Origin of the sequence: Corynebacterium meridianum, from assembly GCF_016342265.1 — a bacterium.
GTDB lineage: Bacteria > Actinomycetota > Actinomycetes > Mycobacteriales > Mycobacteriaceae > Corynebacterium > Corynebacterium meridianum.
Genome location: NZ_JAEIOS010000013.1, coordinates 64786 through 79927 on the forward strand (window position 1 = coordinate 64786; position 15142 = coordinate 79927).

Annotated in this window: 11 protein-coding genes; 7 read left to right on the forward strand and 4 right to left on the reverse strand. The window is 67.9% G+C overall.

All coding sequences use genetic code 11. The features are described from left to right. Positions 1-2: 2 nt before the first annotated feature. Together JDV75_RS08085 and JDV75_RS08090 are read right to left on the reverse strand one after the other, a co-directional pair. Positions 3-608, reverse strand: a complete 606-nt coding sequence (locus JDV75_RS08085) for a YqgE/AlgH family protein (RefSeq protein ID WP_198738758.1) — start codon at positions 606-608, stop codon at positions 3-5. Further along, positions 601-2070, reverse strand: a complete 1470-nt coding sequence (locus JDV75_RS08090) for a CCA tRNA nucleotidyltransferase (RefSeq protein ID WP_336244329.1) — start codon at positions 2068-2070, stop codon at positions 601-603. The genes JDV75_RS08085 and JDV75_RS08090 overlap by 8 nt, the downstream gene beginning before the upstream one ends. A gap of 210 nt (positions 2071-2280) precedes the next feature. Here JDV75_RS08090 and JDV75_RS08095 point away from each other — a divergent pair, with 210 nt between their 5' ends. The 7 genes from JDV75_RS08095 to JDV75_RS08125 all read left to right on the forward strand — a co-directional run bounded on the left by JDV75_RS08095 (position 2281) and on the right by JDV75_RS08125 (position 13281). Beyond that, positions 2281-3270, forward strand: a complete 990-nt coding sequence (locus JDV75_RS08095) for an NUDIX hydrolase (RefSeq protein WP_198738760.1) — start codon at positions 2281-2283, stop codon at positions 3268-3270. Then, the gene (locus JDV75_RS08100) at positions 3267-5945 is read left to right on the forward strand and encodes a hypothetical protein (protein ID WP_198738761.1); all 2679 of its coding nucleotides are present in this window, start codon (positions 3267-3269) and stop codon (positions 5943-5945) included. The genes JDV75_RS08095 and JDV75_RS08100 overlap by 4 nt, the downstream gene beginning before the upstream one ends. Before the next feature lie 143 nt (positions 5946-6088). Beyond that, positions 6089-9616, forward strand: coding sequence for a murein biosynthesis integral membrane protein MurJ (locus tag JDV75_RS08105; RefSeq protein ID WP_198738762.1), 3528 nt, complete (start codon positions 6089-6091; stop codon positions 9614-9616). 195 nt (positions 9617-9811) lie between these two features. Then, the gene (locus JDV75_RS08110; protein ID WP_198738763.1) at positions 9812-10525 is read left to right on the forward strand and encodes an RNA polymerase sigma factor; all 714 of its coding nucleotides are present in this window, start codon (positions 9812-9814) and stop codon (positions 10523-10525) included. A gap of 83 nt (positions 10526-10608) precedes the next feature. Next, positions 10609-11550 carry a thioredoxin-disulfide reductase gene (gene trxB, locus JDV75_RS08115; RefSeq protein WP_198738764.1) on the forward strand — a complete coding sequence of 314 codons (942 nt, stop codon included), beginning with the start codon at positions 10609-10611 and terminating at the stop codon, positions 11548-11550. 115 nt (positions 11551-11665) lie between these two features. Further along, complete coding sequence (trxA, locus tag JDV75_RS08120) at positions 11666-11989, forward strand: thioredoxin (RefSeq protein ID WP_198738765.1); 324 nt, start codon at positions 11666-11668, stop codon at positions 11987-11989. Positions 11990-12099: 110 nt separating this feature from the next. Then, entirely contained in the window at positions 12100-13281 is a 1182-nt protein-coding gene (locus tag JDV75_RS08125; protein WP_198738766.1) for an N-acetylmuramoyl-L-alanine amidase, read from the forward strand. 78 nt (positions 13282-13359) lie between these two features. On the opposite strand, the gene JDV75_RS08130 is transcribed toward JDV75_RS08125, so the two are convergent. Together JDV75_RS08130 and JDV75_RS08135 are read right to left on the reverse strand one after the other, a co-directional pair. Next, entirely contained in the window at positions 13360-14040 is a 681-nt protein-coding gene (locus tag JDV75_RS08130) for a hypothetical protein (protein ID WP_198738767.1), read from the reverse strand. Positions 14041-14070: 30 nt separating this feature from the next. Continuing rightward, positions 14071-15141 (reverse strand): ParB/RepB/Spo0J family partition protein, encoded by a 1071-nt coding sequence (locus JDV75_RS08135; RefSeq protein ID WP_198738768.1) that lies wholly within the window; start codon positions 15139-15141, stop codon positions 14071-14073. Position 15142 lies beyond the last annotated feature (1 nt).

The following is a 15142-nucleotide window of genomic DNA, read 5'->3' on the forward strand; positions in this document are numbered from 1 at the left end:
CGTCAGTTGTCTCTCGGATCCACGGGAAACGTGGCGAAAGCGGGCAAAGGTGTCGGCTGTCGACGCATGACATCGCTCCAGAGATCAGCCGGACCGGGGGCGAGGATGTCACCCGGCAGAGCGGGCGCGACGAACCAGTCGCCCCGCGCGATCTCCTCATCGAGCTGGCCCGGCGCCCACTCGGCGTAACCGGCGAAGAGCCTGACGCCATCGACGTCGGTGGCGAGCTCCGCCGGATCGGCGGCGCCGTTGACGTACACGATACGGTTCGCGCAGCGGGTCAACTGCGGGTTGCCGGCCGGATCGATCCCGTTCTTCGTGACCCCGACACAGAGCACCGTGTCGCGGGATAGGGGACCACCGATGTACAGAGCCTTCGGCTTGGCGGTGATCGCGAGCCACTCGGGCATGACCTCGTCGACGGACACCTCACTGCGCGCCACGAGGTTCACGCCGAAGGTTCCGGTCTCGCCGTGCTCGATGACGAACACCACGCTCCGGGTGAACTCACCCGCCACGAGCCCGGGAGCTGCGACGAGGAGCATACCGGGCGCGGGATCGGTGCGTTCCAGGGCGTTGAAGAGCCGGTCTCCGAAAAGCTCACTCATTGTCTCGATCCTCCGTCGTGTCCGGTGCCGCGGACCCATCCTTCTCCCCACGCCACCAGGCGAGAAGTGCCTCCACCGCTTCATCGTGTTCGAGGGGGCCGCGTTCCAGGCGCAGTTCCTTCAGGAATGACCATGCCCGGCCGACCTCCGGACCGGGGGAGATGTTGAGCAGCCGCATGATCTCGTTGCCGTCCAGGTCCGGTCGGACGCGGGCGAGATCCTCCTTCTCTCCGATCTCCGCGATCCTCTCCTCGAGATGATCGTACGTCCGGGCGAGGCGCTTCGCCTTCCGACGGTTCCGGGTGGTCACGTCCGCACGGACCAGTTTGTGCAGTCGCTGCAGCTGGTCCCCGGCATCGGTGACGTAGCGGCGCACCGCGGAATCGGTCCAACGGCCTTCCCCGTAGCCGTGGAACCGCATGTGCAGGAACACGAGCTGATTGACCTCGTTGATCACGTGCTTCGGATACTTCAGCGCCCGGAGGCGACGCCGGGCGAGTTTCGCCCCCACAACCTCGTGCTGGTGGAAGGTGACCGTTCCGTCGCCGGTGAAGGCCCGGGTGTCGGGTTTTCCGATGTCGTGGAGCAGCGCGGCCCAACGGAGGACGAGGTCGGGCCCGCTCTCCTCCTTGTCCATGACCTGGCGGAGTACCTGCAGCGAGTGTGCGTAGACGTCCTTGTGCTGGCGGTGTTCATCCTGGGTGAGGCGGAGAGCGGGGATCTCGGGGAAGATGATGTCCGCGATACCGGTGTCGACCATCAGATCGATACCCAGCCAGGGGACCCGACCGAGCATCATCTTGTCCAGCTCCGCCTGTACGCGCTCGACGGTGATCCGGCCGATCTGGCCGGCCATGGCGCTCATCGCGGCATGCACCCGTTCGGCCGGCCGGAAGTCCAGCTGGGAGACGAAACGGGCCGCACGAAGCATCCGTAGCGGGTCGTCGTTGAAGCTCTGTTCCGGTGTAGCCGGGGTGTCGAGAACACCCGCCGCGAGATCGGCGAGTCCACCCACGGGGTCGTGGAACCGGAAGGAACCGTCGGGGAACAGCTCGACCGCCATCGCGTTGACCCGGAAATCGCGACGGATCAGGTCCCCGTCGAGGGTGTCACCGTAGCTGACCTCGGGATTCCGACTCTGCCCGTCATAGGTGTCGGAGCGGAACGTCGTGATCTCGATCTGCTTGCCGTCCTTCTCCGCCGAGAGGGTGCCGAAGTCGATGCCGGTGTCCCAGACGGCATCCGCATAGCCGTCGAGGATCGTCCGGACGAGATCGGGACGGGCGGGAGTGGTGAAGTCGAGGTCGGTTCCGAGTCGACCGAGCAGCGCATCCCGGACCGACCCGCCGACGAGGTAGAGCGCCACACCACGGTCGGCGAAACGCTGCGCCAGAGGCTGCAGCACGGGCCGGAGTTCGTCGAGGGCCTTCTCCGCGTCCACGAGCGCCGAGACCGCGCCGATGTCGGTGCTGTCGCTCCCGGGACGCGAAGCGGGGTTTCCTGTTGCTTCCTCGTTTTTCACCCGGTCGAGTCTACCCGGCGTACCGATACCCCGGAACGCCGGCGGCGGAGGGCACCGGCGGGACCGGGGGAGACCCCGGGCATCGTCGGGATCCGGGCCGCAGCGGGTCGGAGTACCACGCGGGTGTCCGGCGGGTTACGATCGTGGGATATGAGCGACAGCGAGCGGCAGCACGCCGAGAAGCAGCCCGGACGTCGCCGGCGTGGCCGTCGGCGGCGTCGCTCGCATGGTCGTGCCCGGCAGAACGAGCCGCGGAACACCGGCACCGGAGCGGAACCGCGGACCGAAAGCCCGACGCCCGCTCCGAAGAACCCTGAATCTGCGGGTGCGGCGGGTTCACCCGGCCCATCGGACAACGCCTCCGGCACCGGTGAAGCCGGACGCTCCACCGACGCCGGGCGGAGGCGGCCGCGTCGCCGGCGGCGCGGCCGCGGAAAGAAGACGAACACAGCCAGCCCCTCGCAGGGGTCGGGGTCCGCGGCGGAGAAGAACGGCGGAGGCGGACCGAACACCCAGTCGGAGAAATCCACCGACCGGGGCAACACCCGACGGCGCGATCAGGGCACCCGAAACCGTAAGGGGGGCCGTCGCAGCCGGCCGGGTGCACCGTCCCGTACGCACAGCCCACGGCCCCGGATGCAGACGAATGACGAAACATCGGCCGGTGGGCTCGTCGTGTCGGGTCTGGCTGAATCCGTCCGGGAGGACGGCACCGTTGATCTGGGCCGGATCTATGTCGCTCTGATCGGACGCCTGGACCGGCGTGGTCGGCTGCTCTGGTCCATGCCGAAGGGCCACGTCGAACCCGGCGAAGGGCACGCCGCGACAGCTGAGCGCGAGGTCTGGGAGGAGACCGGGGTCTCCGGTGAGGTTTTCGCGGAACTCGGTGTCATCGACTACTGGTTCGTCTCCGACGGGGTACGGATCCACAAGACGGTGCACCATCATCTGCTCCGCTATCTCGACGGAGATCTCAACGATGAGGATCCCGAGGTCACGGAGGTGACCTGGGTGCCGACCAGCGAGCTCATCGAGCGACTGGCCTACGCGGATGAACGCAAGTTGGCGCGCTGCGCGCACGACATGCTTCCCGATCTCGCCCGACGGGAAAAGTCGGAGGGGAGAAGGACCCCCCGGTGATTTCGTCAGATTTTCCCCGCTCCGCGGTCACCCACCCGACGGGCGGTGACCGGGGACGAGTCCCCGGCCGCCGGGTGCGTGCCCTGGGCGGTAGTCTGCTCGCCGCCGGGTTACTCGCCGCGACCACCGTCGGTCCAGCCGGTCACCCCACGATCGCCGCGGCGCAGGGACGGTCAGTGGTCGGTCTCCCGGATGAGATGACGGCCCAGTGGAGGAATCCCTCCGTTCGCGAAGATGACGCGGCGAGCGATATCGGGATAAGACTCGAGTCGCCCCTGGAGAACCTCCGTCTGGGGACGAAACAGATCGTCAGCGTGACCATCGTGAATCGATCAAATGAAGTGGTAGAGGACTTATCACTTCGTCTGCAGCGCGCCAACGCAGTCGCCGATACCGCCGCGGCACGGCTCGCGCTGACCGACGATCAGTCAGCCTACGGCTACACCGGCCCCTTCACCGACGTGCCGACCCCGCTGCGTCCCGGCGCTTCGGTGACGATCGGACTGCCCCTCGACACCACGCCGGATTCACCGGCTGGCCTGGGCATCGGTGAACCCGGCGTCTACCCGGTGATGATCAACCTGAACGGTCGACCGGGCGAGGGCATCATCAGATACCTCACATCCGAGCGTTTCCTGCTGGCGGTCGACGATCCCGACGCGGCCCCACACCCCTCCGTCGCACCCGGGATCACCATGCTGTGGCCCCTCACCGCCCCCACCGGACTCCTGGCGGGGGAGACCGGTGAGGCACCGCTGTCCGCACCACTTCTGCTCGAGAACGATGACCTCGCGGCGCAACTGCAGGACGGCGGCCGCCTCGACCAACTCCTCGACACCTACGTCGACGCCACCTCGGGAGAATCCGGTTCCGCCCTCCGGGAGGCGACCTGCCTCGCCGTCGACCCCCAGTTGATCGACGTCGTCGACCGGATGCGTGACGGGTACACCGTGGCCGCTGAACGTCCCAGCCCGGTGTCCGGAACCCGACGGCTCCGCGACAGCTGGCGGGCGGACTCGATCCCGCCCGACGCGGAACAACCGGGCGCGGGTGCCGCCGCCGCGGACGAATGGCTGAACCGGCTCCGGGCTGCGGCCGGACAGGGCTGCACGGTGGCACTGCCGTGGGCGGGCACCGACATCAACGCGGTGACCCGGACCGGCAACCAGTGGCTCGTGCGTGAGGCTCTGTCCCGTGGCACGTCAGTCGTCGCCCGGGTCCTGGACACGGAACCCGAACAAAACCTCGTGATCCCGTTGTCCGGCTACGTGACCGAGTCAACAGCCGCCTGGCTTCCCCTGGCGGACACCACGGCAGCGGAGGACACGGTCAATCCCGAATCCGCCTGGGAGAATCTGCAGCGGAACGAGCTGCCCACGGTCCGGCGTTCCACAGACACCGCGGCACTCGAGGATCCGGCGATGCCGGACCCGTATCCCCTGGAACCAATCCCGGCGCCGGCCGCGGGGGTCCGGGTCCTCGTGACCGACAACAGCGTCTGGAACGCACCAACGAGTGGGCGATTCGCGGGCCTCGGCGCAGGAGTTACCGGAGTGACCTATCAGGGTTCACTCGCCGCCACGCTCGCAGCGACAGGTCCGGAACCCTTGACAGTCGGATACAGCAACCCCGAGACACGACACGACCCGAACCTCGACTCCGACCGAGCGAGGCTCACCACGGGAACCACCGCCCTCCGGCTCGCGGTGGAGGCCGCACGTGGGGAGGCGGTCCCCACAGGCGACGGTGCGCCGGTACCCGAGGCACCGGAACCGGTCCTCGTCGTCCCGCCGGTGGCACCGACCGCGCCGGCGGACAGTGCGGAGCTGCTAGCCACCGTCGCGCGGCTCCTGGAATCGGGTCAGGCACGCCCCCTGAGTCTCCACGAGGCCACGACCCCCGATGCCGACACGGAGGCGGCCCTGGCCCGGTCCACGGAGTCCGCGGATGCGGAACGGGGGGAGAGCCGGTTCGGGGCCCCCTTCCCGGACCCGTCGGTACCGTCGGACGGCGAGGTGCTCGCAGCCACACAGCAGTCGAACTACATGAACGACCTCACCCAGCTGATGGTGAATGATCCCGGCATCGCGCTGACCCGGTATGAATTCATGCGCCCCCTGATGCTCGATCTGCTGCGCGGTCTCACCGTCATCGGCCGTCGTAACGCGGAGGAGTACGCCGCCGCGACCGCCCACGCGAACCGCATCTTCACCCTCAACAGGGAGATGCTCGAGAGGCTGCAGTCCTCGGTCGCGCTCCTGCCGCCCGGATACGTCTACACCAGGGTGTCCCAGTCCTCTCCGCTACTCATCGTCGCCCGCAACGGACTGCCGCTACCCGTCGACGGTCGAATCAGCTACCACGGCCCGCCCGGCAGTGTCGTGCACGTACCCGATCAGCTCTGGATCCCGGCGAAGGGATCGATCATGACCCAGATGACCGCTGACCTCCCGACCGAACCGGACAAGGTCACGTTGATGCTGCGGCTGTCCGGCTCCCAGGGCTCCGTGGTCAGCGACCCGGTGGAGATCACCGTCCAGACACAGGGGCCGCTCATCGGCCTCCTCGGACGACTCATCATCGGCGCTCTGGTCATCGCCCTGATCATCCGACTCATCCAGACGAAGATCGTGCGTCGTATCCGGGGCGCACGGGGCACCGTCGGCCAGAGGTAGAACAGTCCCCGCACCACTCCTCCGAATGGTCCCCCGCACCGGATTCCGCGGGAAACCACGGTGGCGCCCGGGGATTCCCCGGGCGGGATCCGCCGCGCCCGGATGGCGACCGTTTACCTCCTTCCACACGATCCTGTTAGACAATGGGGATTGTGAACTCAGCTGATTCCGACCAACCCGACCGAGACGCACCCGGACACGGGTCCGACGACGGTGCCTCCACGGGCCAGCGTGACCGGATCATCCCGCCGTCACCGCCCGCACCGGTACCCGTGAGTCGGCCGGCCACCGGCACCCGCCAACCGGTGGTTGACCTGTCCCGTCTGACCCTCGCTCCCGCGGCTGTGAACAGCGGCGTAACGACCGAGATACGCACGGCCGGGACATCCGCGATCGAGCGACGACACACCGGGACGGAAGATGCGGTGGCCCCGCGGCCGGGGCGCAAGGCCACCGACTCCGAGGTTGTCCGCTCCACCGGTTCCATGGCCGTCGCGACACTCATCAGCCGCATCACCGGTTTCCTCCGCAACGCGGCCATCGGCGCGACGATGGGCACCGCGGTCGGCTCAGCCTTCAACACGGCGAACACACTCCCGAACCTCATCACGGAGATCGTGCTCGGCGCCGTTCTGACCTCTCTCGTCGTCCCCGTCCTCGTCCGCGCCGAGAAGGAGGACCCGGACAACGGTGCCGCCTTCATCCGGCGACTGTTCACCCTGTCGGCGACGCTGCTGACCGTGGTGACGGTTCTCTCGGTAGGCACCGCCGGACTACTGGCCACGCTCACGCTCGGCAGGGACGGTGAGGTCAACCTCTCCCAGGCCTCGGCGTTCGCCTATCTCCTGCTGCCGCAGATCTTCTTCTACGGCGTCTTCTCCCTCTTCATGGCGATCCTGAACACCAAGGGGGTGTTCAAACCGGGGGCGTGGGCACCGGTCGCGAACAACGTCGTCGTCCTGGCCGTGCTGGCCCTCTACTGGACGCTCCCCGGCGGCCTCGCTCCCGACGAACAGGTCTCCCTGACCGACCCGCACGTGCTCCTGCTCGGTGTCGGAACGACCCTCGGCGTCGTGGTCCAGGCACTCGTCATGGTGAAGCCCCTGCGGGACGCGGGCATCGATCTCCGGCCCCTGTGGGGTATCGACGACCGGCTCAAGCAGTTCGGCGGCATGGCGATGGCGATCATCGTGTACGTCGCCATCTCACAGGCCGGCTACATCATCGTCACCCGGATCGCGTCCGCCTCGAGTGACTCCGCACCCCTGATCTACCAGCAGGCGTGGCTCCTGCTCCAGGTGCCCTACGGAATCATCGGCGTCACCCTGCTCACCGCGATCATGCCGCGTCTGAGCCGGAACGCCGCGGACGGCGACGACGCCGCAGTGGTCCGTGACCTCACCCTCGCGACAAAGCTGACCTTCGTGGCGATGATCCCCGTGATCGTCTTCTTCACCGCGTTCGGCACACAGATCGCCAACGCCCTGTTCGCCTACGGACTGTTCAGCCGCAACTCCGCGGACATCCTCGGCTGGACGCTGAGCTTCTCCGCGTTCACCCTCCTTCCGTACGCGCTCGTGCTCCTGCACCTGCGCGTTTTCTACGCCCGGGAACAGGCGTGGACGCCCACCTTCATCATCGCCGGGATCACGGGCACGAAGGTACTGCTGAGCCTCCTGGCACCGGTGGTCGCCACCTCCCCGTCGCGGGTGGTCATCCTGCTCGGCGCGGCCAACGGCTTCGGCTTCGCGGCCGGCGCGGTGATCGGCGCGTTCCTGCTGCACCGCAAGCTGGGCTCCCTCAACGGTCTGTCCATCCTGCGGACGAGCGCATGGGCCCTCGGTTCCTCCCTCATCGGCGCTTTCGTGGCCCTCGGCCTCGACTCGGTGCTGGTCCACCTGGCCACCGGGATCTTCGACGCCCTGGGCAGCATCGGTTTCTTCCTCCGCTGCGGTGTAGCCGGGATCATCTTCCTCATCGTCACCGGGCTCGTGCTGTCCCGCTCCGGACTACCCGAGGTCCGCTCGATGGGCGGACTGCTGGGCCGCATACCGGTTCTGCGTCGCTTCATCACCGCGAGCGCCCGCAGCGGGGAGGGTGTCGAGAAGGCCACCCCGGAGGAGATCTCCTCCCAGATCATCACCGTCGAACCCTTCAACGCCTCCCCGGTGCCGCCGCCGATGTCCGCCGGTGTCGTCCGGGGACCGCGCCTGGTCCCAGGGGCCCCCGTATCCGACGGCCGTTTCCGCTTGCTCGCCGACCACGGCAGCGTGCCCGGGGCGCGGTTCTGGCAGGCCCGGGAGATCGCGACCGGCCGTGAGGTCGCCCTGGTGTTCGTGGACACGACCGGTCAGGTTCCGGCCGCACCGGCGAGCCCGATCGAATCGGCCGCCACCGCCCGCGAGGTCGCCCGCCGGACCCGACTGCTCGGCCGTCTCGGGAGCACGGGAATCGCCCGGGGAATCTCAGTGTCGTCCTACCGCGCGGGTTGCCTGGTCGTCGCCGACTGGGTCCCGGGTTCCGCACTCGTCACCGTCGCCGAGGGCGAGGTGGATCCCCGTGCCGCGGCACTCGCCGTCAGTTATCTCGCGGATGCGGCCGCCGCGGCCCACGCCGAACATCAGCCGCTCGGGCTGGAGCACCGTTCCCGTATCCGGATCGACACCTCGGGAAGGGCGGTCCTCGCATTTCCGGCCGTCCTCCCGGACGCATCGGTCGCGGAGGACCTCGACAGCATCGGAGCGGGACTCGCGCTCCTCGTCGGGAAGAACGGGCCGGAGGCGATCACCGAACTGTCCGAGGCGGCCCGGATCGCGGGTCGCTCAGGGTCGAGCGACGTCCAGCAACCGAAGGCCGGGGACCTCGCCGTACGCCTCAGGGAGGTCGGACTGTCGGACGACGGCGACGACTCCTCCGCTCCCCGGGTGGTGGTCGAGGACGAACGAACCCCGAAACCAGCGAGCACCTCCGGTTTCGGTAGTGCGGAATACTCCGGCCGGATGATCGCCGCCATCGCGGCCCTGTCCGTCACCCTCGTCGTCATCATCGCGGTTGCGGCGCTCTACCTAGCGAGCGTTTTCGGTGGTGACCGGGAGGAATCCCCCGTGAACAGCGACTCCATCGCCTCGGTGGCACCGTCCGCCGCGCGGGGTGCCGGGAAGCCGGGCAAGATCACCGACATCCCGGTGACGACGGCCGTCGAGTGGGAACCGGGCGACGTGGTGCCGGGAACCGAGGACAACCCGGATCTCGCCCCGCTCGCCGTGGACGGGGATCCGGCCACCGCGTGGCGGACCGACCGCTACCTCCAGCAGTTCGCGACACCCCCGGCGGGACTCAAACCCGGTGTCGGTCTCCTCGTGGATCTCGCGGGACCCACGAGGATCGGTGAGGTCGCTGTCACGGTCGGGCGACCCGGCACCGGAATCCGGATCTACGGGGTTCCGGAGGGTGACTTCGTCTCCCTCGACCGAGCCGTGGAGCTGGGCGGGGCCCGGCTCGACGCGGGCAGGAACACCATAGCCACGACAGATCCCTCGACGGACGGCCCGGGTTTCACCCGGATCCTGGTCTGGGTGTGGGAACTGCCCATGCCGGAAGCGGCCGAGGTCTCCGAGATCTCGGTCCGGGGCGTCCCGGTCTCCGACCGCGGGGCCACCGTTCCACGCTGACACCGGAGTTGGCGTGTACCCCCGAATAAGCTGTTCTGCTACCCCCGAACCGGTCATTTCCGCCCCAAACCTATCGCAAGTGCAGCACTCGATGGATAATGGTCCTCCACCGCCGGTACGCGCATCGACGGATGCGATGAACCAGCTCCACGTACCTCCCGGCGGTGTCTCGCGGATGAGCAGGGGAGAGGCCTCATGGGGAACACCGATGCCGGCGGCGACGCCGTTCCCCGCAGTTCGCCGCCGCACGCCGGCGGCGGCGGCCCCGTGGAAAACGACCGGGTACCCGGCGCCGGCACCATCTCTGGCGCGCCGCGCCGCCCGTTGCCCCGTCGACGCACCCGCCCCGGCGTCCGCCTCCACCGGGCGGCCGAAGACGGCGCCCTCGTCGACGCGTACATCGACGGCGATGACGCCGCCTTCACGGAGATAGTCAGGAGACACCGCGCCCGCCTGTGGCGGGTGGCCCGACGCTACGCACGTTCCGACGACGAGGCGGACGACATCGTCCAGGACGCCCTCCTGCGGGCGAGTCGGCACCTGTCGAAGTTCCGCGGGGATTCAGCCCTCACCACCTGGCTCCACCGGCTCGTGGTCAACTCCGGTTACGACCATCTCGGGGTCGGATTCCGCCGACGGGAGTTCACCACACTCGATGCCTCAGAGGTCGCCCAACGGCTCCTCGGTACGGAAGAACCTTTCGGACAGGTGGATCTCGCGATCACGCTCCGCGACGCGATCGGACAGCTCCCCGAGGATCAGCGCCAGGCGATTCTGCTGGTGGACCTCGCCGACCTACCGGTCGATGAGGTCGCGGCGATCATGAAGATCCGTCCCGGAACCGTGAAGTCCCGGCGTGCCCGGGCACGGTCAACGCTGAAGGCACTGCTCACGGAGCCGGAGGACTGACACCGGCGGGGACCCGCGGACGAGCCGACGGGGCCCGCCTACAATCGACGCCGACACCAACCGTCGACCCCACGAGGATCTCCATGACCACCACCCCATCAGTCCACGACGTCATCATCGTCGGTTCCGGCCCAGCCGGCTACACCGCGGCGATCTACGCGGCCCGCGCCGAACTCAAGCCCCTGGTCTTCGAGGGCATCGAGTACGGCGGATCGCTGATGACCACGACTGAGGTAGAGAACTACCCCGGCTTCGCCGAGGGGATCATGGGCCCGGAGCTGATGGAACAGATGCGGAGTCAGGCGGAACGCTTCGGTGCCGATCTGCGCCAGGACCTAGTGGACCGGATGGAACTCACCGGTGACGTCAAGAAGGTGTGGGTGGGCGACGAGGAATTCACCGCACAAACGGTGATCCTGGCTATGGGTGCCGCCCCCCGCTACCTCGGGGTTCCCGGCGAACAGGAACTCCTCGGCCGCGGCGTCAGTTCCTGTGCGACCTGTGACGGCTTCTTCTTCCGGGACCAGGACATCGCGGTCATCGGCGGCGGTGACTCCGCGATGGAGGAGGCGCTCTTCCTCACCCGCTTCGCCAGTTCGGTGACCATCGTGCACCGCAGGGAGGAATTCCGGGCCTCCGCCATAATGGAGGAGCGGGCACGGGCCAACGACAAGATCCGATTCCTGACCAACAAGGTGGTCACCCGGGTCGACGGCGAGCAGAAGGTCACCGGCCTCGAGCTCGCCGACACGGTGAGCGGGGAAAGCTCCCGTCTCGATGTCACCGCCATGTTCGTCGCGATCGGTCTCGACCCGCGCTCCGGGATGGTAACCGATCAGATCGACTGCGACCCCGCCGGGTACGTCACCGTGGAACATCCCTCGAGCCGAACCAGCGTCCCCGGGGTCTTCGCCTGCGGCGATCTGGTCGACAGCCACTACCAGCAGGCGGTGACGGCGGCCGGTTCCGGTTGCCGGGCCGCCATCGACGCCGAACATTTCCTCACCGCCGCACCCGCGCTCTGATCGCTCCGTGCCGCTGCGGCCACCGGCCCTAGCGGCGTATTCTCGGGGTGAGCGCCCCCGGGGAATCACGGTTTAATCCTTGTTCCGCACACCGCCACCACACCGGAGGAGAGATATGAGCAAACCCGTCAACGTCACCGAGAGCACCTTCGAGGAGCTGGTCCTCAGGGCCGATAAACCGGTCCTGGTCGACTTCTGGGCCGAATGGTGTGGACCGTGCCGGAAACTGGCACCGGTCATCGACCAGGTCGCCGAGGAGATGGGGGACAGGGCGGTCATCGCGAAGGTCGACGTCGACGCCGAACGCGGTCTGGGGGCCCGGTATCAGATCATGTCAATCCCCACCCTGATGTTCTTCAGCGGGGGAAAGAAGGTGGCCGAATTCAACCGACCGCGACCCCGGCACGAGATCGTGTCCCAGCTGAAGAGCCTGATTTAACTGGTAATCTGACCTGAAGTCACCGACAGGAGCAATAGTCAGATCTGTGGGCGCAGCTTTCCCTGGCACCCCGACAGATGTGAGAACGTAGGACGAAGGACGAAGATATCGTGGCAGACAAACTGCGGGTGGGCGACCGAAGCCCCCGTGTCGCAGAGGTGCGCTCCACCCTGGCCCGACTCGGCCTGATTCAGGGCTACGCAGGAGACGTCGGAGGAAGAGATTCGGAACGTTTCGAGGAGAAGGACACCCTCTACGACGCCGACCTCGCCCTCGCCGTCCAGGAGTTCCAGCAGACCCGGGGGATCATGGCCTCCGGGGAGATCGGTGAATCCACGCTGCGTGAACTCCGCGAGGCCACGTACACGCTCGGCGCCCGGGTGCTCTCCTTCTACCCGAACAACGTCCTCGTCGGCGACGACGTGAACCAGCTTCAACGCCAGCTGCTCGAGCTGGGGTTCTACACCGACCGGATCGACGGACACTACGGCCAGGCGACCTACGACGCCGTCGCCAACTACCAGTTGAACTACGGGCTGGAGAGCGACGGGATCTGCGGCCCGAAGACGATCCGGGCCCTCAGCTATCTCGGGCGCCGCATCACCGGTGGTTCACCGAACGCCATCCTCGAACGGGAGCAGGTGCGCCTCGCCGGTCCGCAACTCACCGGGAAACGCGTCGTCATCGACCCCGGCCTGGGCGGCGCCAACAAGGGACGCACGGTGCCCGGAAGGTTCGGTGACATCACCGAGGAGGAGATCCTCTGGGACCTCGCCACCCGCCTCGAGGGCCGCATGGTCGCGACGGGCATGGAGACGATCATCTCCCGGCCACGCATGGACGATCCCAGTCACGACCAGCGGGCGAACATCGCCAACGCCTTCGGCGCCGACCTCATGCTCTGCCTGCAGCTGGACCACTACCCCAACGAAAAGGCCTCGGGCTGCGCGTCGTTCTACTTCGGCTCGCAGCACGGTTCCTCCTCGCTGATGGGGGAGAAGCTGTCGGGGCTGATCCAGCGGGAGGTGAGCACACGAACCAAGCTCATCAACTGCGGAAATCACGCGCGGACGTGGGATCTCCTGCGACTGAGCGAGATGACCTGCGTCGAGTTCGTCGCGGGCTATCTCTCCAACCCGCACGACGTCTCCATCCTCACCGATTCCGCGCAGCGTGACGCCATCGCGGAGTCCATCGTCGTCGCGGTCAAGCGGCTCTACCTGATGGATCGGGACGATCAGCCCACCGGTACCTACAAGTTCAGCGAGATCCTCGAGTCGGAACTGCTCTGATCAGCGGTGGGCACCGTCCCGTCCGATCGAGGAAAGCACCAGGTTCCCCAAGCCGGTACTGATCGGGCCTGCTCTTGTCTATCCCGGGGTCGTCACGAGTGTCGGGGCCTCGGCTCCCTCCATCCGGAGGTGCTCCGCCCGGGGAAGCGACAGCCGCATCCGGGGGAGAAGCTCGTGATCGGCGATCACGTCGAATCCCACGCTCTCGAGGACCGCGTACCGCAGCAGTCCGACGTCGCGGGCCCGCGCAACAAGACAGCGGAAGGCATCATCGTCCCCGACTTCCGGTTCCACCGCCCCTGTTGCCCCGGGAGGCGCGTCGGGAGCGGTGTCACGCACGGCGAACGCCTCCACGGCCCGCACCCCCCGTCGCGTGAGTTCCAGCACGACGGCGTTCACGAGGACCGCTTCCAGCCCGATTCCCCCGAACCGCTCGTCGATGAAAAGTGAGCTCAACAGCACCGCATCCGGTGAAACCGGTGCGGTCGGCAACTGGACCGTCCCGGATGCGTCCTCGGGGGCGCAGAACAGGACGCTCGCTATCGCCTCGGATTCCTCGACCGCGCCGATGCTGTAACCGCAGCCACCCTGTTCCGCCAGGACGCGATGGATCCACGCCTCCTTCTCCAGGGAGGCCGAACCGGTGGCGGTGACCTCCGCCGCGGTCCCCGGATCGAGTTCCCAGAACACGCTCGCGCGGGCACCGGCGTGCATGAGACAGACCGTGTCCGGTGTCACCGCGTACAGCGAGGGAATCATGGCCGGCACCCTGAAATTCTTCCGGAGGGTCTACCCGTTGCCGGCCTGCAGAAGCCCCATGATCCGTTCGAGATCCTCCCGATCCCCGAACTCGACCATGATCTTCCCCTTGCGCTTACCCACACTCACGGTCACGCGGGTGTCCAGACGGTCCGCGAGGCTGTCCGCGGCGTGGGTCGCGAACTCCGGCGGCGCCGGCTTCTCCTTCGCCTTGCGCTCGGGTACCTTGTCGCCCCTGTTCAGCAGCGTGACGGCCTCCTCCGTCGCGCGCACGGAAAGCCCCTCGGCGACGATCCGGTCGGCGAGCTGGGCCTGGGCGTCGGCACCGGTCTTGAGTCCCAGCAGAGCGCGGGCGTGCCCGGCGGAGAGCACACCGGCGGCGACCTTGCGCTGGACGGGCACAGGCAGCGCAAGCAAGCGGATCATGTTCGTGATCACCGGGCGGGACCGACCGATCCGGTCGGCGAGCTGGGCCTGGGTCACGCCGAACTCCTCCAGCAACTGCTGGTACGCGGCCGCCTCCTCCAGGGGGTTGAGCTGGACGCGGTGGATGTTCTCCAGGAGCGCGTCCCGGAGCATGGAACCGTCGTCGGTGTCCCGAACGATGGCCGGGATCTCTGTGAGCCCGGCACGGGTCGCCGCCCGCCAGCGGCGCTCGCCCATGATGATCTCCCAACCACCGTCGTCGGGTGCCCGACGGACGACGATCGGCTGCATGAGTCCGAACTCACGGATGGAGTGGACGAGCTCTTCGAGCGCATCCTCCTCGAACACCGTCCGCGGCTGATGCGGATTCGGCATGATCTGAGTGACCGGAAGCTCCCGGTAGACGGCACCGACGGAGTGACCGCTGTCCGGTGTTCCGGATGCGGCTGTCGGCCCCTTGTTTCCCTTGTTCGACGGACCCGACGACCGCCGGGCAGCCGACGGGGATTCCCCGGCGGCGTTCTCCCCGCCCGGGGTGCGCTCACCCATGAGGATGCTGGCGGCCCCGTCGCCCAACCTGGGCCGGGCCGGGGATGCACCGTCCGGGATGAGCGCAGCGAGACCACGCCCCAGGCCGCCGCGGCGGCTGTCACCCTTGCGGGTCTGTTGTGCCATG

Coding starts and splice junctions, on each gene's coding strand:
- JDV75_RS08135 (WP_198738768.1), bottom strand. CDS start 15,141: ATGGCACAACAGACCCGCAAGGGTGACAGCCGCCGCGGCGGCCTGGGG.
- JDV75_RS08110 (WP_198738763.1), top strand. CDS start 9,812: ATGGGGAACACCGATGCCGGCGGCGACGCCGTTCCCCGCAGTTCGCCG.
- trxA (WP_198738765.1), top strand. CDS start 11,666: ATGAGCAAACCCGTCAACGTCACCGAGAGCACCTTCGAGGAGCTGGTC.
- JDV75_RS08085 (WP_198738758.1), bottom strand. CDS start 608: ATGAGTGAGCTTTTCGGAGACCGGCTCTTCAACGCCCTGGAACGCACC.
- JDV75_RS08095 (WP_198738760.1), top strand. CDS start 2,281: ATGAGCGACAGCGAGCGGCAGCACGCCGAGAAGCAGCCCGGACGTCGC.
- trxB (WP_198738764.1), top strand. CDS start 10,609: ATGACCACCACCCCATCAGTCCACGACGTCATCATCGTCGGTTCCGGC.
- JDV75_RS08130 (WP_198738767.1), bottom strand. CDS start 14,040: ATGATTCCCTCGCTGTACGCGGTGACACCGGACACGGTCTGTCTCATG.
- JDV75_RS08105 (WP_198738762.1), top strand. CDS start 6,089: ATGGGGATTGTGAACTCAGCTGATTCCGACCAACCCGACCGAGACGCA.